Here is a 20,079-nt window from a genome sequence, read left to right as displayed (position 1 = left end):
CCTTGCGGGCAGAATGTCGGGGTGAACCTGAAAGGCGCGGACGCACCCATTGATGGGTGCAGTGCCGGATACGTGGAGGTGCCTTGGGCTGCGTTGCAGCTGAGACATTCCCGGACCTGGCACAAGAGGCTCCCCGGGAAGGCGAGCAATCTTGTTCCCTACGCAGGCGCTAACCTGATCAGGTTCAACGGGATCCGCAACTTTGCGATCTCAGCCTTTGCATCAAGGCACCCCGACAAGAACGTGCGCAGTCTAAGCTGGAGTGGTCGGCAAAGCCAAGCTTGTAAATCACGGAATGATGAAAGGCGTAACCGGCGATTGTTGCCGGGGGCGCATGGCACTACACTGACCAGCCATTCGATACTCAACAGTTCAGTAATTAAATTTCGTACAAGGATTGCCCTTATGCTGCGCAAACTCTCACTGGCGATTGCCGTGTCTTGTGCGTCCAACGGAGTGGTCTGGGCAGCGGATGTGCCCACAACAGTTAAAACCGACCTGGTTAGCGTTTATCAGGAAGCAGTCGACAACAACGCCGATCTTGCCGCCGCACGCGCCGATTATGGCGCCCGCCGCGAAGTGGTGCCCCAGGCCCGCGCGGGCTTGCTGCCCAACCTTTCGGCCGGCGCCGAAATGATGAACACCCGGACCAAGCTGGACGAGCCGTCCATCACCTCCAACCGCAGCGGCAACGCGTGGAGCGCGACCCTGGCCCAGCCAATCTTCCGCGCTGACCGCTGGTTCCAGTTACAGGCTGCCGAAGCTGTCAACGAACAGGCGGCACTGGAATTGTCGGCTACCGAACAGAACCTGATCCTGCAAACCGCGCAAAACTACTTTGCCGTGCTGCGTGCCCAGGACAACCTGGCTGCGACCAAGGCTGAAGAGGCGGCTTTCAAGCGCCAGCTGGACCAGTCCAATGAGCGCTTCGATGTAGGCCTGTCGGACAAGACCGACGTGCTTCAATCCCAGGCCAGCTACGACACTGCCCGGGCCAACCGGATCATTGCCGAGCGCCAGGTGCAAGACGCCTTCGAGGCATTGGTTACCTTGACCAACCGCGAGTACAGCTCGATCCAGGGCGTGGTCCACACCTTGCCGATTCAGGTACCGACCCCCAACGACGCCAAGGCCTGGGTCGAAACCGCGGGTAAGCAGAACCTCAACCTGCTGGCCACCAACTACGCGGTTTCTGCCGCCGAAGAGACCCTGCGTCAGCGCAAGGCCGGCCATGCGCCAACCCTGGATGCGGTGGCCAAGTACCAGAAGGGTGACAACGACAACCTTGGTTTCACCAACCCTTCGCAGCTAGGTGTGCGTTATAGCGGCGACGTCGAACAGACCAGCGTAGGCCTGCAGTTGAATATTCCGATCTACAGCGGCGGCCTGACTAGCTCGCAAGTGCGCGAGGCCTATCAGCGCCTGAGCCAGAGCGAGCAACAACGCGAAAGCCTGCGCCGCCAGGTGGTGGAAAACACGCGCAACCTGCACCGGGCCGTAAATACCGATGTGGAACAGGTCCAGGCGCGCAAGCAGTCGATCATTTCCAACCAGAGTGCACTGGAGGCCACCGAAATCGGCTACCAAGTCGGTACGCGTAACATCGTCGATGTGTTGGATGCACAGCGCCAGCTTTACACATCGGTGCGTGATTACAACAACAGCCGGTATGACTACATTCTGGACAATTTGAGTTTGAAGCAGGCGGCGGGGACATTGAGCCCGCAGGACCTGGTGGACTTGAAACGGTATTTGAAAGCCGATTACAACCCGGACAAAGACTTCCTGCCGCCGGACCTGGCTGCGGCGGCAGCGAAGAACTTCGAACGCCGACCTTGAGACAATCGCTGGCCTGTGTGGGAGCGGCCTTGCGTCGCGAAAGGGCTGCGAAGCGGCCCCGGCAAGTTCAGCTGCGAAGCTGAAAATCTGGGGCTGCTTCGCAGCCCTTTCGCGACACGAGGCCGCTCCCACACAGTCCGTGCAACACTTTAGTCAGCCGAGCAATTGGTCCAGACCATCCAGCAGTCGCTGCAGCGCCCCTTGGTTGGCTTTCATCACCGCCCTGCCCGCCTCACCCATGCGTCGGGCATCCTGCGGCAACTCGATCAGCTGCCGCACTGCTGCGGCCAGCCCGTCGGCATCATCGACCTGCTGCAACGCCCCGGCTTCACGCAGCATCGCGCTAATCTCCAGGAAGTTGAACACATGCGGCCCCATGATGACCGGCAATGACAACGCCGCTGGCTCAAGCGGGTTGTGACCACCAGTGGCGACCAGGCTGCCGCCGACGAAGGCGATGTCTGCCAAGGCGTAGAGGAACAGCAACTCCCCCATGGTGTCACCGAGAAGCACACGGGTTTCGCCGTCGACGGGCGCTCCTGTGGAACGGCGTACGGTGGCGAACTGCTCGGCACAAAGAGCATTCACCGCATCGAACCGCTCCGGGTGACGCGGCACCAGAATCAGCAACGCATCAGCATGAACCTGCAGCAATTGCCGATGGGCTTGCAGAATCAGTGCATCCTCACCCTCATGGGTACTGGCGGCAATCCACACCGGGCGCTGCTCAGCCCCCCACTGCTGGCGCAGGGCGCGGGCACGGGGCAGCAATTGCTCGTCGACCTTGAGGTCGAACTTGATCGAACCGGTAACTTGCACGCACGCCGGCCGCGCACCAAGGTCACGGAAACGCTGCGCCTCGGTTTCGGTCTGCACCGCAATCAGGCTCATCTCGGCCAGCATTGGCCGGGTCAGGTTGGCAAAGCGCGTGTAGCCACGGGCCGAACGCTCGGACAGCCGTGCATTGGCCAACGCCACGGGAATGCCGCGCTTGGCACACTGGTGAATGTGATTTGGCCACAGCTCGGTTTCCATGATGATGCCCAGGCGCGGGCGCACATGGTCGAGGAAACGCCCTGCTGCCCACGGCAGGTCGTAGGGCAAATAGCAGTGCTGAATACGCGGCTCGTCGGCAAACATGGCGCGAATTCGCTCGGAACCGGTCGGGGTCATGCAGGTGAGCGTGATGGGCAGGTCCGGGTAAGCCTTAAGCAGCGCTCGCACCATGGGCGCGGCGGCGATGCTTTCACCCACCGAAACGGCATGCACCCAGATCCCGCCCTGACGCATGGCCGGCAGGTTGCAGGCAAAGCGCTCGCCAATGCGCTGGCCATAGGCTGGCGCCTTGCGTGCACGCAGGAACAGGCGCAGCGCAACCAGCGGCAGGCCCAGGTGGAACAACGCGGTATAGAGAGTTCTGTTCATGGCGGCGGAGTTTAACCGATCGCGCGCAAGTGCACCGCAAAGCGCTCAGCCAACCATTGCGCGGCCAGGCCCAAAGGTTCATCGCGGCGCCAGGCCAATTCGACGACCAAGGCGGGCGGGCGCCAATCGCTGGCCAGTTCGACCATCTGCGCCTGGTACGTGGGGTACTGCACCACATGACGCGGGAGCCAGGCCCAACCCAGGCCGCGCATCAACAGTTCGGCCATGGCGTAGAAGCTGTCGGCCCGCCAGATGTGGGGGCTTATTGCTTCCCCGCCAGGGTATCCACTTTGCTGCGGGGTGATAAGCAGTTGCCTGTGACGCGCCAACTGTTGGCGGGTGACGTGTTGCTCCCGGGCAAGGGGATGGTCCACTGCACACACGGTGACCATTTCCACACTCCCCAAGGCTCGCCGCTCCAGCGATGCCGGAATGCTCTCATGCTGGAAGAACAGCCCAAGGTCGGCACGCCGTTCCACCAGCTTGCGCGCTACATCACCCTGGGCACCACTGGCCAGTTGCACTTCAAGATAAGGGTAATGGCTGGCCAGTTCATCCAGGCTGTCGATGACAGGCTGGTAGGGCATCGCTTCATCCTGAGCCACGCGCAACAGCGCCTCCTGGCCCCGCATCAAAGCCAATGCACGGCCATCCAGGCGCTCACACTGGCGCAACAGTTCCCGGGCATCTTCCAGTAGCGCAGTGCCACTTTGCGTCAGCTTGGGCTGTCGGCCACTGCTGCGCTCGAACAGGGTGACACCCAGGTCTTCTTCAAGCAGGGCAATTGCGTTGCTGATTGCCGACTGCGCTTTGCGCTGCTCGCGCGCCACGGCGGAAAACGAACGCAACTCGGCGACTCGTACAAACAGTCGCAGTTGCTCAAGGCTCCATTGGTCAGCCATCAACCCATCTCCAATACAGATAGGTAATGACTTTACCGCAACTGCGCGATGGCTAGAATGCGCAGCCAGTAACCGGAGATATCATCATGAATGCCTACACCTACCTCGCCATCGCCATCTGCGCCGAAGTCATCGCCACTGCTTCCATGAAAGCGGTCAAAGGCTTGAGCACGCCGCTGCCGCTGATGTTGATGGTGGTGGGCTATGGCATTGCATTCTGGATGCTGACGCTGGTGGTGCGCAGCATTCCGGTGGGTATCGCCTATGCCATCTGGTCAGGGCTGGGCATTGTGCTGATCAGCGTGGCTGCCCTGGTCATTTATGGGCAGAAGCTGGATATGCCGGCCATGCTGGGCATGGCGATGATCGTAGGCGGCGTGGTGGTGATCCAGCTGTTCTCGAAAACTGCCGGGCATTGAGGGGTAGCGGGAGCGCTGCCATTACAGGCATAGCCTGTATACTTGCAGGCTGTCCGATTCTTCGAGGTACTGCCATGCCAACCGCCATTTCCACTGACGTGCTGATCGTCGGCGCCGGGGTCGCAGGCCTCTGGCTCAACGCGCGCCTGCGCCGGCAGGGCTTTTCCACGGTTTTGGTGGAGCGTGCCAGCCTCGGTGGCGAGCAGACGATCAAGTCGCAGGGCATTATCCACGGCGGTACCAAATATGCCCTGCATGGCGCATTGACCGGTGCATCGGAAGCCATTGCTGACATGCCACGCCGGTGGCGCGAGGCCATCAACGGCGACGGCGAACTGGACCTGAGCAAAACCCGCTTGCTCTCCGACGCCCATTACCTGTGGTCCCCCGGCACCTTGGCCGGCAACCTGACCAGCTTCTTTGCCAGCAAGGCCGTGCGTACCCGGGTGGAGCAGGTCAAGGGCGAGCAACTGCCGCCTGCCCTGCAGGACCGTGCATTCAAGGGCAAAGTCTATCGCCTGTCAGAACTGGTGATCGATGTGCCGAGCCTGCTCGCCAACCTGGCCGAGCTGGCCGGCGACAGCCTGCTGGCAGGCTCGCGCATCGAGCCTTTGCGCGAGGGTGACGAGCTGGTTGGCTTGCAGGTGGATGATCGCGAGATCCGCGCCCAACGCATCGTGCTGAGCGCCGGCGCAGGCACGGCGGATCTGCTGCACACACTGGGCCTCAAGCAACCTGCCATGCAAACCCGCCCCTTGCACATGGTCATGGCCAAGGGCCCCAACCTCAAACCGCTGTACGCTCATTGCCTGGGCGGCGGGCCGAAGCCCCGGGTAACTGTTACGACCCACCCGGCGGCAGACGGCCAGTGGGTGTGGTACCTCGGTGGCGACCTGGCTGAAGCTGACGGCGTGGCTCGCGAGCCGGCTGCGCAGATTGCAGCGGCGCAAAAAGAAATAGCTCAATTGCTGCCGTGGGTCGATCAGAGCCTGGTACGGTGGGCTACCTTGCGCGTCGACCGTGCAGAGCCGGCACAGTCCGGCCTGGTACGCCCGGACAACGCGTTCCTCGCCGATGAACAACGCCTGTTGGTGGGCTGGCCAACCAAGCTGGCCCTGGCACCCGACTTCAGCGACCGCGTCATGGCCAGCCTGGAGCGCGATGGCATCCGCCCGGGCACGAAGGCCGAGGCAACCGACCTGCCACGCCCACCGCTCGGCGTGCCTGCATGGGAGCAATTGCTGCCATGAGCCTGCCAACCCTGCACGACTTCCATCGCCCGCTGGGCAGCACGGGCTTCAAGGTTTCGCCGCTGGGGCTGGGCACGGTCAAACTCGGCCGCGACCAGGGTGTGAAATACCCCAACGGTTTCACCATCCCCGGTGATGACGAAGCCCGCATGTTGCTGGCCCAGGCCCGTGAACTGGGCATCAACCTGATCGACACCGCGCCGGCCTATGGCCGCAGCGAAGAACGCCTCGGCCCGCTGCTGCGCGGCCAGCGCGACGAATGGGTGATCGTCAGCAAGGTGGGCGAAGAATTCGAAGATGGCCAATCCAGCTTCGACTTCAGCGCCGCCCACACCCGCCGCTCGGTGGAACGCAGCCTGCGTCGCCTGGAAACCGACCATATCGAACTGGTGCTGGTGCATTCCGATGGCAATGACCTGGCCATTCTCGAACAGCAGGAGGTGTACCAGACCCTCGCCACACTCAAGCAGGAAGGCAAGATTCTGGGTTATGGGCTGTCCGGCAAGACCGTCGCTGGTGGCCTGAAGGCGCTGGAGCAAGGGGATTGCGCCATGGTCACCTACAACCTCAACGAACAGGCAGAACGCCCGGTGCTGGACTACGCTGCCGCACACGGCAAGGCCATTCTGGTGAAAAAGGCCTTGGCCAGCGGCCATATTTGCCTGGCCCCTGGTGTCGACCCTGTGCAGGCCAGCTTCGAGTTGCTGTTCTCCCATCCTGGCGTGAGCAGTGCTATCGTCGGCACCATCAACCCGTTGCATCTGGCCCACAACGTGGCCACCGTTGCCCGAATTCTGGGTCAGCATTGAGTAGCCCCGGCCAGGGGCCTGGGGACTGACCCGACGCAAGGAGGAGCCTCGTGCCGCGTACGCTGATCCGCAAGAACCCGAGCAACTTCAAGACACTCCCGCTGCATGTCGAAGCCACTGCCGAAGGCCTGGTTTACCAAAGCATCGGCATGCCGCTGAATTTTTCCCAGACCCAGCAGCGGCGCAAAGCCATCCAATTGCCCGACAACCAGCACTTCGTGGCGGAGTTGGCCAACCTGGGTGTGTCGGTACGCCTGACCTTGCACTGGCAGAATCGCGACTTTTGGGTGCTGGTGCGCCAGCGTCGGCAAGACCGCGGCGATGTGGTGCTGAAACTGATTTCTGGCTATGTCCCCGCCCAGGAGCTCAACCTGCCACTGCACACCGCCGTGCAAGAGGTGGCGGAAGAATGCCTGCTGGAAACCCCTGAAGGCTGGCTGGGCGGCCGCTTCAACGATACCTGGCTGCCTGCGCCCTATGACGCCGCGCTGCATTACCGGGACGCGATGCCCTTTGTGCTGTCACCCCAATCCGGGGCTGCGCGGCCTGTACATTGCGGCAACTTGATGTTGCTGGAACGCCCACGGGCCTACGTGCACCTGCCAACAGCTTCGTTGCAGTTGATTTACGACATGCGCCTGCAAGTGCCCCGGGAAGCGAAGAAGTTGAGCTTGTTCCACGTTGACGAGCGGCTTGAGGGCGACCAGTTGGTGGCAAGGCTCAATCGCAAACGGCCGGATTTGTACCTGATGCCGTTGCAGGATGGGCGACCACTGGCCGAGCTGTATACGCTGAAAAAAGACGAGCTGGTGCCGGCAAGCACGCGGGGGCTGTATCTGGCGGAGAGTTTTGCCCAGCAGCATGGCTGGGTGGTGAGCGATGAGCGGATACGCTGGAAGGATTGGGTCAAGCAACAGGGGCTGGTGGAGCGCAAGCCGGAGCGGGCAACACATTTGCAGAGGTTTGGGGACAAGGCACGGGCGTTGCTGGAGCGGGCTCGGGGGTCACTGCATAAGTGAGGCCTGGAGCCGGTGTTCGCGGCTGAAGCCGCCCCTACAGGGATTACATACGCCTGTAGGAGCGGCTTTAGCCGCGATGGGCCGCAAAGCGGCCCCAAACGATGTCAGTGCTTACGAATTTTCTCGACAATCGCTGTAGTCGAGCTGTTCTCAACCAACCCCAGCACTTTCACGGTTCCGCCATAAGCCTTGACGATATCGGCACCCACCACCTGGTCGATGCCATAGTCACCACCTTTAACCAGCACATCAGGCTTCACCTGGCCAAGCAGGTTTTCCGGCGTGCCTTCAGGGAAGCTGATTACCCAGTCCACCGCCCCCAGGCCAGCCAGCACGGCCATGCGCCGGTCAACACTGTTGATCGGGCGGCCCGGCCCCTTGAGGCGGCTGACCGAGGCGTCATCGTTGACCGCAACGATAAGGCGATCACCCTGAGCACGCGCCTGCTCCAGGTAGGTCACATGCCCCGCATGCAAAATGTCGAAGCAACCGTTGGTAAAAACGATCGTCTCGTTGTGCGCACGCGCATCGTCGATCGCCAGCAACAGCTGCTCCAGGCCCAGCACACCGCGCTCGGAGCCTTCCTCACGCTGGATAGCACGGCGCAGCTCGGGCGCACTGATGGCAGCCGTACCCAGCTTGCCAACCACAATGCCCGCGGCAAGGTTGGCCAAGGCCACTGCGTGGGGCAAGTCCTCACCCGCAGCAATGGCAGCTGCCAGGGTGGAAATCACAGTATCACCCGCACCGGTCACGTCGAAGACTTCGCGGGCGCGGGCCGGCAGGTGCAGCGCGGGCTGGCCTGTGCGCAGCAGGGTCATGCCGTGCTCGCCACGGGTCACCAGCAGCGCCCCCAGGTCCAGGTCGTGCAGCAACTGCAAACCTTTGGCAACCAACTCGGCCTCATCTGCGCAGCGGCCGACTATGGCTTCGAACTCGCTCAGGTTCGGAGTAATCAGGCTGGCGCCGCGGTAGATGGAGAAGTCCTTACCCTTGGGGTCGGCCAACACCGGAATACCTTTGCCCCGTGCAGCCTCGATCAGGCTCTGATGATTGCGCAGTGCGCCCTTGCCATAGTCGGACAGGACCAGCACTTTGACACCTTCGAGCAGGTTGTCGACCTCCGCACCCAACGAAAGCGGGTCGGTGGCGAACGGTTCTTCGAAGTCGATGCGCAACAATTGCTGGTGGCGGCTCATGACACGCAGCTTGACGATGGTCGGTTGGTGGGCAATGCGCTGGAACACCGAGCGCACACCTGCGGCCTGCAGGCTGTTGGCAAGGCTGTCGGCAGCCTCGTCCTGACCAGTGACGCCGATCAATGACGCCGGTGCGCCCAACGCGGCGATGTTCAAGGCCACGTTGGCCGCACCGCCCGGACGGTCCTCGATCTGATCGACCTTGACTACCGGCACCGGCGCTTCCGGCGAAATACGCGAAGTACCACCATGCCAGTAGCGGTCGAGCATGACATCGCCGACCACCAATACCGGGGCTTGATCGAAACGCGGCATGGACAACTTCATGGGCAACCCATATGCAAATAATGAACAGGGGCAGGATATTAGCACAGGGTGGGCGACGGCTTTACGGCCAGATCGGGCCCTGGAAAATTCCAGTGACAATCGGGGCCGTGAAGGCCCCGATCAAGTGTGTCAGGTGATGTCGGCCTTGGCCGGTTCGTCCAGCCCCATGGCATGCAGGCGGGCATAATGGCCATTGGCTACCAACAGCTCGGCATGCGTGCCGCGCTCCACCAGGCGGCCTTGATCCATGACCAGAATCTGGTCAGCCTTCTCGATGGTCGACAGACGGTGAGCGATCACCAATGTGGTACGGCCTTCCATGACGTGGTCCAGTGCGGCCTGGATATGGCGCTCGGACTCGGTATCCAGCGCCGAAGTCGCCTCGTCGAGGATCAGCAGCGGTGCGTTTTTCAGTAGCGCTCGCGCAATTGCCAGGCGCTGACGCTGGCCACCGGAAAGCAGCACGCCGTTTTCACCCACATCGGTGTCGAAGCCTTTTGGCAGCTTGTCGACGAACTCCTTGGCGTAGGCGTCGGCGGCAGCCGCTTCGATGTCCGCACGCGGAGCACCGGCCAGGTCACCGTAAGCAATGTTATTGGCAACGGTATCGTTGAACAGGGTCACGTGCTGGGTCACCTGCGACACATGCCGACGAAGGTTGCGCAGGCGGTAGTTCTCGATCTCTACGCCATCGAGCAGAATCTGCCCTTCATTGTGGTGGTAGAAGCGCGGAATCAGCGCGGCCAGGGTCGACTTGCCACTGCCCGAACGCCCGACCAGGGCAATCATCTGCCCAGGTTCGGCGACGAAGCTGATATCGCTCAGCACTTCGCGGTCAGTACCTGGGTAGGTGAAGCTCAGGTTGCGCACTTCAAGGCGGCCTTCCACACGCTCTTTTTCAACGGTACCGGTGTCCACCTCGGCCTGCTCGTCCAGTTGCTCGAAGATGCTTTCTGCACCGGCAAGGCCTTTCTGGATGGTCGAGCTGACTTCCGACAACTGGCGAATCGGCTTGGGCAGCAAGCCCGCGGCCGTGATGTAGGCCACCAGGTCACCGGCAGTAGAGTCGCCACGCAGGAACAGCACCAGAAACATCAGTGCCGCCATGGCGCTGTAGATCACCAACTGCAGCAGCGGCGTGTACAGCGAGCCGGTCTTGGTCATGCGCAATTGCTTGTCGGTGTTGCTTTGGCTGGCACGACCGAAGCGCTGCTCCTCGTAAGCCTCGCCGCCGAAGCTGCGAACCACGCGATAACCCTGGATGGTTTCGGAAGCAACATGGGTTACATCGCCCATGGCCACCTGGATTTTCTTGCTCTGCTTGCGGAATTTCTTGCTGGCAACACTCACCATCACGGCAATGACCGGCAGGATGGCAACCATCACCAGGGTCAGGTGCCAGTTCATCCACAGCAGGTAGGCGAACAGGAAGACCACCGTCAGGCCTTCACGGATGACCACCTTGATCGCATCAGTGGCAGCACCGGTGACCATGGTCACGTTGAAGGTGATGCGCGAAATCAGGTGCCCGGAGTTGTGGTTGTCAAAGTAGCGATTGGGCAGCACCAGCAGTTTGTTGAACAACTCCACCCGCAGATCATGCACAAGGCACAAGGAAACCTTGGCCAGGAAGTAGTTGCCGAGGAACGACCCAAGCCCTTGCCACGCCGCGATCAGAATGATCAGCAGCGGTACCGCCTGCAGCAACTGCAGGTCGCGCAGGTAGGGCACGGTTGGGAACAACACCGCTTCGGGGTTGCTCAGGCCATCGACAAAATATTTGAGGATCCCGGCCAGCATGGGTTGGGTAGAGGCAAAGATCACGAAACCAATGATGCTCAGCAGGAAAATGCCGACATAGGGTTTCACATAACTCAGCAGCCGGAAATAGATCTTCAGGCTGGAGGTGTGCTCCGCCGGTAGCGGTGTTTCGGCCATCATTGAGCTCGCTGTTCAGGTTGAACCGGAAATTTTACCACAGGCGTCATTTTCGGCACGCCCCCATGGCAACATGGGCGCCCGTGCACGATTAAAATACCGTCATGGTGCTACAGCACAATTTTCGGCATTATTGCCGGTCCTTTTGCTTGCCAGACGACAAGGCTAATTTCATGCAATCTTCTCGGCTCACCCAGGTCGACTTCGAACAGTTGACGCTTGGCGCCCAGATTTTGGAGGCCGACAGCCACGGTGCCAAAGTCTATCTGCTGGCGGATGGGAATTTCCTCAAGGTCTTTCGTCGCAAACGGCTGATTTCATCTGCGCTGCTGCGCCCCTACTCGCAGCGTTTCGTCGACAATGCCGCGCGCCTGGCGCAATTGGGGATTCCCACGCTTGAGGTAATCAGCCAGCACAAGCTTGATGTTCCCGGCAGGACGGCAGTGCTGTACAGCCCGCTGCCCGGGCGGACGCTGCTGCAAATGTCGCGTGACGAAGGGTTCAGCTGGGACGTTTACCTGCCGCGCCTGATCGAATTGATCCGGCAGTTGCATCGCAGCGGCGTTTACTTCCGCTCGCTGCACCTGGGCAATGTGGTGGTGACCCCTGACCAGCGCCTGGGGTTGATCGACGTGGCCGACATGCGCTTCCTGCGCCCGCCACTTTCGGCACGCATGGTCAGGCGCAACGTGCAGCACATGGTGCGCTACATCGAGCGGGAGAACCTGGGCGACCGGTTCCCCCTGAAAGACTTCGAAGCGGCCCTGCTGGCACGCTGAGTTTCAACGACACGGCAGGCTTGCCAACCTGCCGTGCTTTCAATGCACGAACATGGACAGGCCCATGCCGACCAAGGCCCCCACAACCAGCGTCAGTACCAGCTTCACCCGATCGCGCTGGCGCCGCTTGGCCTTGCGCTGAACTTCTTCAGGCAGGGTGACATGGCTGCCGAACCCCGTGTGCAACACTGCATCGCCTTCCAGCGTCACCGCTGTCATGTTGAGTTCTGCATAACGGCGGGAAAGCGCTTTTTCACCCGAATACGCTGCAAATGGCGCGCAGCGCTGATAGTCGCTCAAACGACGCAGGCCGGGGTTGAGTGAAAAGGCCTGCCATTCTGCCTTTTCGGACAACAGCGGGTAGCAAGGCACGCCTGCGATGACCTGACGTTCGCCCAGGTGGATGTAGGGGCTGTGGATTGCCAGGTCATGGGCATGGCTGCGCAGCCACACCTGCAGCACATCGGGGCTTTCGGCCAATACCGCCTTTGAATCCTCGACGAAGTGCTGGCGATAGAAGCGCCAGTCGTCTTCGCAGTGGAAGATGTAAGGGGTTTTGACATGGCTGTAGGCCAAGTCAATGGACGGCAATTGTCCCAGCTTGGGGCGGTTGACGAACACCTTGCAATGCGGCTTCCAGTGCTCGGGCACAGCAGCGTGCACGGCATCGTCACCGGAGTCTTCGGTAATGAAAACTTCGCGTATGGGCGCGGTGTTGTAGCGATCGAAGCTTTCAAGGGTTTCTTTGAGCAGATCGAATCGGCCACAGCTGGTCACGACTACCGTGACATCACTATCTTGAGAAAAGCGCACCGGACTCCCTCCGCATTGCGACAACAGACGCCCGCCTCTTGAAGGCGGGCGTTCCAGAAATTAAAAACCCAGCGACAACCGCAACCGCTGCCATGCAGACAGCGGTGGGTGCGGCCTTAATGCCGGGCGCATGTGATCGACGATGCTACGGCCAACTTCACCGAAGCTGAAGCGGGAAACCGCCAAGTGGCGCCCATTTTCAGCAATGCTTGCTGCCAGGGCCGGGTCTGCCCTTAGAGCACGCAGTTTGGCCTGCAAGGTCGGGATAGTGTCGTAGAGCACCACGTTGTGCATGTCCTGCAGGCCCAGTGCGCGGTTTTCTTCCTCGCCCTGGTCGTACGCCAACAGCACACAGCCACAAGCCATGGCCTCGAAGTTCTTGATCATGTACTCGCCCATGCCAACGTCGGCACTGACGAAAAAACGAATACGGTTGAGCGTGTTGCAGTAGTCCTCACCGGATTTGGTGCGGGTCACCACCAGATTCTCTACCCGCCCCAATTCATCGAGCAGCGCCTTGCGCCCGCTGTAGGCAACGCTGTTGGTACTGCCGACAAAAGCCAGTTCGATGTCGCGCTCGCGGCCTTGGTCGGCCAAGAGTTGCTCGTCATAGCCCTTGGGCACAAACACCGCATCAAAACCTTCCTGGCGCAGGCGCTCGCTGACCATGTAACCCGAGCTGATCACCCGTGCCCACGGCAATTGCCGGTAATGGGCGCTGAACTTGCCGGTGTATTTGCAAGGGATGTAGTTCTGGTAGGCGTCATGCTCGAGGATGACCAGGTTCGGCACCGTACGGATAAACGCCGCCTGGCGGATCTCTTGCTTGAAGCGCAAAAAGAACACGATGCGGTCGTAGCGCTCAACCTGCACTTCACGCTTGAAGTAGCGGCGCAGGTTGCGCTGATCGTCACTGGTCAGCCAGCGCAGGTCACACTCGCAGTTGGCCGCGACGCCGTCGTACAGGCGATCGAGGATCGCTCGCTGCTCCTTCTGCACCAGAAATAGGACTTTCATTGCATTCCTTGGGCGCTCGGCGCCTTCGCGGTCAACCATGTTCACAGATCTCGGCGCCAGAACAGCTCATGCCGGCGCACGGCCTTGCGGAAAAACTCGTTCTCGCCGTAGGGCGAAGGGCGGCGCCCAGCCAGCCAGCGTTGCAACAACCGGCGCAAACGGCGCTTGAACGGGGCCGGTGGCTGCAAGTCGTGCATCATGCCCAAGGCCATCGCCTTGTCACACTGGGTAGCTTTGTCCAGCACCAGGGCACAAGGTTCCCAGGCGTGTTCTGCCTCTATTTGTGGTGGCAACGCGACACCGTCACCGCTGTCGCCCATCGGCCAACGGTCGTTGTCATGCAGGTGGTTGGCGTAGCACAGCAGTGTCTCAGGCTGCCACTCCAGACCTTGCAACGCTTCCAGCACCGCAGCCTGGGCACAAATGTGGTCGGGGTGCGGGTCGAGTTGCGGGTGTGGCATTACCAGCACTTGCGGCTTGGCCATGGCCAACAGCGCGCGCAAATCTGCCTGGAGGTTTTTCCAGGTAGGCGCGCCGTCAACATCGCCAGGCAGCGGGAACGGATTGAACTGGCGGAACGGGCGGATATCGGCCATGTCAGCTTCACGGGAAGCTGCAGGCTCATTGGGCGTAGCCTGCATGGCTGGCAACTGCAGGCAGAAGTAGCCCAGCTGCACGCATCGCGATTCCGGCACGCCGGCCCAACGCGGCACGGCGATGCTGTCCCAGGCACGCAGCCGGCCCTTGAGGCGCGCTGCCTCTGCCTTGCCCAGCCCCATCTGCTGATAATGCTCTGCCTCGATCTCACCCGCGGTCAAGGTGACCACCCAGGTTTCGTCAGCCTGGCTGTACAGGCCATAAGCCGCCAGTTCGGCATCATCTGCATGAGGCGCAACGACCATCACCCGCCGACGCTGCAGCTCGACAGATGGGGTTATCCACAAACGGGGGTTGCCCAGTAATCGACAATGGCACCCACGCAGGCGCAGGATGCCTGCTTGTAGCGGTGCGGCGAGCCCGGTCAGGTTAAGAAAGCGAACACCATCAACCCCGCGCTCGAACGTTTGCCGGTCATTCAGCCCCGCCGCTCCCAGTTCGACCGCAGGGTCCAGGAAGCGCCCAAGCCAATTGCTTTTTACCCGGACTTCGAGGATGAGGGTTTCATCTCCCTGCAACGCCACATCGGCGTTGAGCTGCCCATTGCTCAGGGCAACCGGCACTTCGCGGGTCTGCTCACCAAAGCGATAGGCATAATCCTCGCTTGGTGCATAGAAGAGGTGGTCGGCGAACCACGCTTCATGCGCCGCCCAAAGCAACGGCACAAGCACCAGCGGTAGCCACCACCACGTGAACACCCCCAGCGCGACAAGCGCCAACAGGCCAGCAAGCAGGCCCAGGCGCTTGTTGCGCCGGTGGCGCTTGAGCAACTGCTGCTTGCGGCTCACGCCTGATACACCGGCACGGGGTTGCACCAGCGGTCCTTGTACTCGCGGTCGGCGCGGCCGAACGAGAAGCGCAAAGGTTTGCCACGGGCGTTGGCATCTTCCCAGGCAGCCTGGGTGTTGAGGAAGCTCAGCACGCTGCCAGGGCTGAAGGCCTTGGTTTCAGGGTCGACGCCGCCATTTATGTATTCAACACTGACCCACTCTGGCGCTTCGACCCGGTACACCAGCTGGATGGCAATGGCTTTGCCGTCCATCAACAGGACCGAGCCGATCAACAGCTCACGCAAGCGCTCAAGTACATCGCCCATCCGCTCGCCGCCTGTAGCAGGGAAGCCCCAGCGACGCAGGAACAAGTCGTTGTACATCACCGCGATTTCGCTGGCACTGAAGTCGCTGATCGGGCGAACCACGCCCCCCGCCTCTTCCAGCAGGCGCAATTCGCGGCGCTGGTTGTAGCGGAATTTCTTCGACAGGTCCTCGTGCGGGCGCGCCATCGCCAACTGCTCGGGCTGCGCTTTCAGGCCAGTGAAGCGGCCATGGTTAAGTTCCGACAGGTACCGTGCGGCGTGGCGAAGCGGTGCTGCGGCATCGCTTGCAGCCGGGAGGATGATCTCGGCATTGCCAAGGTCGAACAGCCCCTTTTTGCCTGCGCGCTTGAGCACATCCTTGGACAAAGCCAGATGGCGGCCCCACGTAGGGATGGCGGCCTTTAGTTCTCCAGACTGGTACCAGCCCAGATAACGTACCGGGATTTGCGCGAGGTCAGCCAGTTGCCGGACCACCAGGGGATGAGTAGCGACACTGCCACCAAAGCGTGCCCATGCCTCGGCATAGGCCAAGTCGTCAATGACCTGCCAACCGCGCTCACGGAACACTTGAATGTGGTTAAGCATCAGGCCTGCCCCACCAATGTTCGAACCTGCGGCAACTGCCAGAAGGCGTCGCGTACGGCCTGATCGGAAAAGCGCTCATGCAACCTTTGCAACATGTGTGCGGCGCATGCTTCGAGCTGTTGCTCATCCAGCTTGGCCATGTGCTTCAGCCCCTGACCAAGCTGTGTAGCGTCGCCCAGCGGAAACAGCACACCAACGCCCTCGACCACCTCGCGCGCACCGCCGCAGGCCGTTGCAAGTACTGGCACACCGGCCACCATGGCTTCGAGCAGCACCATGCCGAACGGTTCGTGGTCCGAGCTCAGTGCAAACACGTCGAATGCCTGGAAGTAGCGGCGTGCATCCGGCACCTGGCCCAAAAAATCGACTTGGCTGGCGATGCCCAGCTCGGCGGCCAGCGCCTTCAGCTTGCTCTCAAGGCGCCCCTTGCCCATTACCGCCAGGCGGGCACCGGCAGGCAAGCCTGGCAGCGCCTCGGCAAAGCCACGCAGCAAGGTGGCCTGGTCTTTGTCCGGGTGCAAGCGGCCGACATTGCCGACAACCCATGCCTGCGCGTCCAGCCCCAGGGCCTGGCGCGCCTCGGCACGCGGCACGAGCGCGGCTTGCAGTGCGTCGATGTCGATTCGGTTGTACAGCGTCTGGATACGTTCGGCAGGCCAATTTGGCAAGCAGCGGCGCATGTCGTCGCGCACGGCATCCGACACGCCCAGCAGGCTCAGGCGCTTGCTGAACAGGTTGGCAAACAGCCGCCGCCCTTTACGCTGGTAATCGCCAAACGCATGGTGCACACCGATCACCGGCAAGCCAGTGCCCAGCAAGGCCACGTAAATTGGCTTGAAACGGTGAGCGATGCAGAAGCTGAAATTGCGTTCGGCCGCGATCCGCCGCAACGCGCGGATCGCCCCCAGCTTCAGGCCACGAACAGCCTTGGAGCTGAATTCCAGAAACAGCACCTCGTCCGACGCACAACCTGCCGTAACCTGCGGGTCGGCAGCGCCGGTAAGGAACACCGTGGTGACCTTGTAGCCGCTGCCCTGAAACAGGCTGGCGTATTGACGGGCGCAGTCGAGAAACGGCCCGTCATAGCCATGGCAGAACTGCAGGATGCGCGGTTCAGAGCGGCTGGTCATACGGGGCAGCGCCGTCCTTGACGACCAGGATGTCTTCCATGATCAGGTATTGCAGGTCCGAGCCAAAGAACATGTTCAACGCATCGGTCGGCGAGCAAATCATCGGCTCACCCCGGCGGTTAAGCGAGGTGTTCAGCGACACGCCATTACCGGTCAGGTCTTCCAGCGCCTTCATCATGTCGTAGTAGCGCGGGTTGTACTCGCGCTTGAGCACCTGGGCACGGGAAGTACCATCTTCATGGACCACTTCCGGCACGCGGGTTTTCCACTCTTCAGCCACTTCGAAGGTGAATGTCATGAATGGGGCCGGGTGGTCGACCTTGATCATCTGCGGGGCGACAGTGTCGAGCATCGACGGGCAGAAAGGTCTCCAGCGCTCGCGGAACTTGATTTGGTGGTTGATGCGGTCCGCCACGCCTTCAACGCTCGGGCAGCCAATGATCGAACGGCCGCCCAGTGCGCGCGGGCCAAACTCCATGCGGCCCTGGAACCAGGCCACAGGGTTGCCATCAACCATGATCTTGGCGATTTGCTGCGGCATGTTCTCGAGCTTGCGCCATTTTGGCTGGCTCGGGTGACGGGCGCAGGCCGCAATCACATCTTCGTTGGAATATGATGGGCCGAGGTAAACGTGCTCCATCTTCTCGACCGGCACGCCACGGGCGTGAGAAACGTAGGCTGCGGCACCGACGGCGGTACCGGCGTCACCGGAGGCCGGCTGCACGAACAGTTCCTTCACATCGGAGCGGGCGATGATCTTCTGGTTGAGCTTGACGTTCAGCGCGCAGCCGCCAGCGAAGGCCAGCTTGCCGGTTTCACGCAGGGTGTCGCCCAAATAATGGTCGATCATTTGCAGGGCGATTTTTTCGAACAGCGCCTGCATGCTGGCCGCATAGTGGATGTACGGCTCGTCGGCGATATCGCCTTCGCGCTTCGGCCCCAGCCATTCGATCAGCTTTGGCGAGAAATAGAAGCCTTTGCCCTTCTCTTTATAGCGGCGCAGGCCGATCACGTTGGCGTACTCGGTGTTGATCACCAACTCGCCGTTCTCAAAGCTGGCCAGACGCGAGAAGTCATATTTGCTGGCATCGCCATACGGCGCCATGCCCATGACCTTGAACTCGCCGTCAAGCATCTCGAAGCCCAGGAATTCGGTAATTGCGCCATACAGGCCGCCCAACGAGTCCGGGTCGAAGAATTCCTTGATTTTGTGGATCTTGCCGTTTTCGCCATAGCCGAAGAAGGTGGTGGCGTACTCGCCCTTGCCATCAATGCCGAGGATCGCGGTTTTCTCTTTGAAACCCGAGCAGTGGTAAGCGCTGGAAGCGTGTGCAAGGTGGTGCTCGACCGGTTCGATCTTGACCTTTTTAGGGTCGAAGCCCAGTTGCTCCAGGCACCAGACGATCTTCTTGCGGTAACGCTTGTAGCGGCGGTTGCCCATCAGGATGGCATCCAGGGCGCGATCCGGGGCGTACCAGTAACGCTTGGCATAGTGCCAGCGTGCCTTGCCGAACAGGCTGATCGGGGCGAACGGGATGGCGACCACGTCAACGTCGGACGGCTTGATGCCAGCCTGCTCAAGGCAGAACTTCGCCGACTCGTAGGGCATACGGTTTTTCGCGTGTTTGTCACGCACGAAGCGCTCTTCTTCGGCGGCGGCAATCAGCTTGCCGTCGATGTACAGGGCCGCGGAAGGGTCATGGCTAAGGGCGCCGGACAGGCCAAGAATCGTCAATGCCAAGGGACTAGCCTCTTCATTCGGTAGAGATGCGCCAGCGGCCTCATGGGCGGGTGGCGGCTAAAAGGCGGGATTATAACTCAAACAACGCAGACACACCGCCCTTGTAGGAGCGGCCTTGCGTCGCGAACGGGGCGCAGAGCGCCCCCAGAAATTTGTGAACCTGCTCAAGCCTCGGGGCCGCTTTGCGCCCCTTTCCGATCGGTCCGGCGCCCCGGCAAGGCCGCTCCCACAGGCATTCAGCGCTGCAGGTTATTCGGCGATCAGCCAGTCCATGCGGAAGCTGCCAGCGGTTTGCGCCAGCTCCTTGGCCAGCCAGGGCAGCAGCTCCTTGAGCTCGTCCTCCAGCCCCCACGGCGGGTTGGCGATGGCTAGACCAGAGCCATTCAGGCCCTGCGGGCTATCCTGATGGTGCACATACAACTCAACCCGCAGGAGCTTGGGGGCGCCGGTGCTGGTCAGGTCTTGATAAAAGCGGGTCAGCGAGCGCTGATCCTTGATCGGGTACCAGATCGCCGCGACGGTCTGGCGCATGCGCCCGATCGCTTCCTTCATCGACGTGGTGCAACGCTTGAGTTCGTCGGCTTGCTCGAAAGGCGGGTCGATCAACATGATTGCGCGCTTTTCCGGCACAGGCAGCAGAGCACGCGGAACGTGCCAGCCTTCACCCAGATGCACCACCACGCGCGGGTCTTTTTTCATGTTTTCTTTGAGCAGCGGCCCGTCTTCGGGGTGCTTTTCGTTGAGCAGCGCGCGGTCCTGTTGACGCATTAGGCGGCGAGCCAACTCTGGCGAGCCTGGGTAATAGCGCAACTCGCCGTCCGCGTTGAGGCGCTTGATGATGCGGATGTAATCGGCGGCCATCGCCGGCAGGTCTTCGCGGCCCCACAGGCGGGCGACACCTTCAAGATACTCGCCGGTACGAGTTGCCTGATCGCCTTGCAGGTCATACAGGCCCAAGCCTGCGTGGGTATCAATGTAGGCGAACGGCTGCTCCTTGCGCGACATCAGGGCGATGAGGCGGGTCAGCACGATATGCTTGAGGACGTCGGCGTGGTTGCCGGCGTGGAAGGCGTGACGATAGTTCATGGCAACTCCTGCGGGGGCAGCAAGTTTACCTTGCCTTGCGGGCGGAGT

General features: G+C 61.4%; 17 protein-coding genes and 1 riboswitch. Of the genes, 6 read left to right on the top strand and 11 right to left on the bottom strand.

Going from position 1 to position 20,079, the window contains the following annotated elements; translation table 11 throughout:
* Positions 1-138: 138 nt before the first annotated feature.
* Positions 139-245: riboswitch (TPP riboswitch) on the bottom strand.
* A 160-nt stretch (positions 246-405) separates the two neighbouring features.
* On the top strand, positions 406-1,839 hold the full coding sequence (locus PVV54_RS02505) for a TolC family outer membrane protein (RefSeq protein ID WP_274908449.1): 1,434 nt from the start codon (positions 406-408) through the stop codon (positions 1,837-1,839).
* Positions 1,840-1,992: 153 nt separating this feature from the next.
* Here the strand turns inward: PVV54_RS02505 and waaA are convergent, their stop codons facing one another.
* The gene (gene waaA, locus PVV54_RS02500) at positions 1,993-3,264 is read right to left on the bottom strand and encodes a lipid IV(A) 3-deoxy-D-manno-octulosonic acid transferase (protein WP_274908448.1); all 1,272 of its coding nucleotides are present in this window, start codon (positions 3,262-3,264) and stop codon (positions 1,993-1,995) included.
* Positions 3,265-3,275: 11 nt separating this feature from the next.
* Entirely contained in the window at positions 3,276-4,166 is an 891-nt protein-coding gene (locus PVV54_RS02495; RefSeq protein WP_274908447.1) for a LysR family transcriptional regulator, read from the bottom strand.
* Positions 4,167-4,252: 86 nt separating this feature from the next.
* On the opposite strand from PVV54_RS02495, the gene PVV54_RS02490 reads away from it, so the two are divergent.
* From PVV54_RS02490 to PVV54_RS02475, 4 genes are all read left to right on the top strand, one after another.
* Positions 4,253-4,585, top strand: coding sequence for a DMT family transporter (locus PVV54_RS02490; protein WP_274908446.1), 333 nt, complete (start codon positions 4,253-4,255; stop codon positions 4,583-4,585).
* 74 nt (positions 4,586-4,659) lie between these two features.
* Positions 4,660-5,835, top strand: coding sequence for an NAD(P)/FAD-dependent oxidoreductase (locus tag PVV54_RS02485; protein ID WP_274908445.1), 1,176 nt, complete (start codon positions 4,660-4,662; stop codon positions 5,833-5,835).
* On the top strand, positions 5,832-6,644 hold the full coding sequence (locus tag PVV54_RS02480; protein WP_274908444.1) for an aldo/keto reductase: 813 nt from the start codon (positions 5,832-5,834) through the stop codon (positions 6,642-6,644). Before PVV54_RS02485 ends, PVV54_RS02480 begins: the two co-directional genes overlap by 4 nt.
* A 50-nt stretch (positions 6,645-6,694) precedes the next feature.
* The gene (locus PVV54_RS02475) at positions 6,695-7,663 is read left to right on the top strand and encodes a metal ABC transporter ATPase (protein WP_274908443.1); all 969 of its coding nucleotides are present in this window, start codon (positions 6,695-6,697) and stop codon (positions 7,661-7,663) included.
* 104 nt (positions 7,664-7,767) lie between these two features.
* On the opposite strand, the gene hldE is transcribed toward PVV54_RS02475, so the two are convergent.
* Positions 7,768-9,189, bottom strand: a complete 1,422-nt coding sequence (gene hldE, locus PVV54_RS02470; protein ID WP_274908442.1) for a bifunctional D-glycero-beta-D-manno-heptose-7-phosphate kinase/D-glycero-beta-D-manno-heptose 1-phosphate adenylyltransferase HldE — start codon at positions 9,187-9,189, stop codon at positions 7,768-7,770.
* A 129-nt stretch (positions 9,190-9,318) separates the two neighbouring features.
* Positions 9,319-11,127, bottom strand: coding sequence for a lipid A export permease/ATP-binding protein MsbA (msbA, locus tag PVV54_RS02465; RefSeq protein WP_274910376.1), 1,809 nt, complete (start codon positions 11,125-11,127; stop codon positions 9,319-9,321).
* 173 nt (positions 11,128-11,300) lie between these two features.
* On the opposite strand from msbA, the gene PVV54_RS02460 reads away from it, so the two are divergent.
* Entirely contained in the window at positions 11,301-11,906 is a 606-nt protein-coding gene (locus PVV54_RS02460; RefSeq protein ID WP_274908441.1) for a toluene tolerance protein, read from the top strand.
* Between the two features lie 39 nt (positions 11,907-11,945).
* Here PVV54_RS02460 and PVV54_RS02455 read toward each other — a convergent pair whose 3' ends face one another.
* The 7 genes from PVV54_RS02455 to PVV54_RS02425 form a co-directional block, all read right to left on the bottom strand.
* Positions 11,946-12,719, bottom strand: coding sequence for a glycosyltransferase family 2 protein (locus PVV54_RS02455; protein ID WP_274908440.1), 774 nt, complete (start codon positions 12,717-12,719; stop codon positions 11,946-11,948).
* Between the two features lie 60 nt (positions 12,720-12,779).
* Positions 12,780-13,736: a glycosyltransferase family protein gene (locus PVV54_RS02450; protein WP_274908439.1), complete on the bottom strand. Its 957-nt coding sequence runs from the start codon at positions 13,734-13,736 to the stop codon at positions 12,780-12,782.
* 41 nt (positions 13,737-13,777) lie between these two features.
* On the bottom strand, positions 13,778-15,181 hold the full coding sequence (locus PVV54_RS02445; RefSeq protein WP_274910375.1) for a PIG-L deacetylase family protein: 1,404 nt from the start codon (positions 15,179-15,181) through the stop codon (positions 13,778-13,780).
* On the bottom strand, positions 15,178-16,074 hold the full coding sequence (locus PVV54_RS02440) for an antimicrobial resistance protein Mig-14 (RefSeq protein WP_274908438.1): 897 nt from the start codon (positions 16,072-16,074) through the stop codon (positions 15,178-15,180). Before PVV54_RS02440 ends, PVV54_RS02445 begins: the two co-directional genes overlap by 4 nt.
* Positions 16,074-17,204, bottom strand: a complete 1,131-nt coding sequence (locus tag PVV54_RS02435) for a glycosyltransferase (protein ID WP_274908437.1) — start codon at positions 17,202-17,204, stop codon at positions 16,074-16,076. The genes PVV54_RS02440 and PVV54_RS02435 overlap by 1 nt, the downstream gene beginning before the upstream one ends.
* Positions 17,188-18,945, bottom strand: coding sequence for a carbamoyltransferase family protein (locus tag PVV54_RS02430; protein WP_274908436.1), 1,758 nt, complete (start codon positions 18,943-18,945; stop codon positions 17,188-17,190). The genes PVV54_RS02435 and PVV54_RS02430 overlap by 17 nt, the downstream gene beginning before the upstream one ends.
* Before the next feature lie 249 nt (positions 18,946-19,194).
* Positions 19,195-20,031 carry a 23S rRNA (adenine(2030)-N(6))-methyltransferase RlmJ gene (locus PVV54_RS02425; protein ID WP_274908435.1) on the bottom strand — a complete coding sequence of 279 codons (837 nt, stop codon included), beginning with the start codon at positions 20,029-20,031 and terminating at the stop codon, positions 19,195-19,197.
* Between the last annotated feature and the right edge of the window lie 48 nt (positions 20,032-20,079).

Origin of the sequence: Pseudomonas sp. PSKL.D1, from assembly GCF_028898945.1 — a bacterium.
In the GTDB taxonomy this organism is placed as follows: domain Bacteria; phylum Pseudomonadota; class Gammaproteobacteria; order Pseudomonadales; family Pseudomonadaceae; genus Aquipseudomonas.
This window is presented reverse-complemented; position numbering and strand designations above follow the sequence as displayed.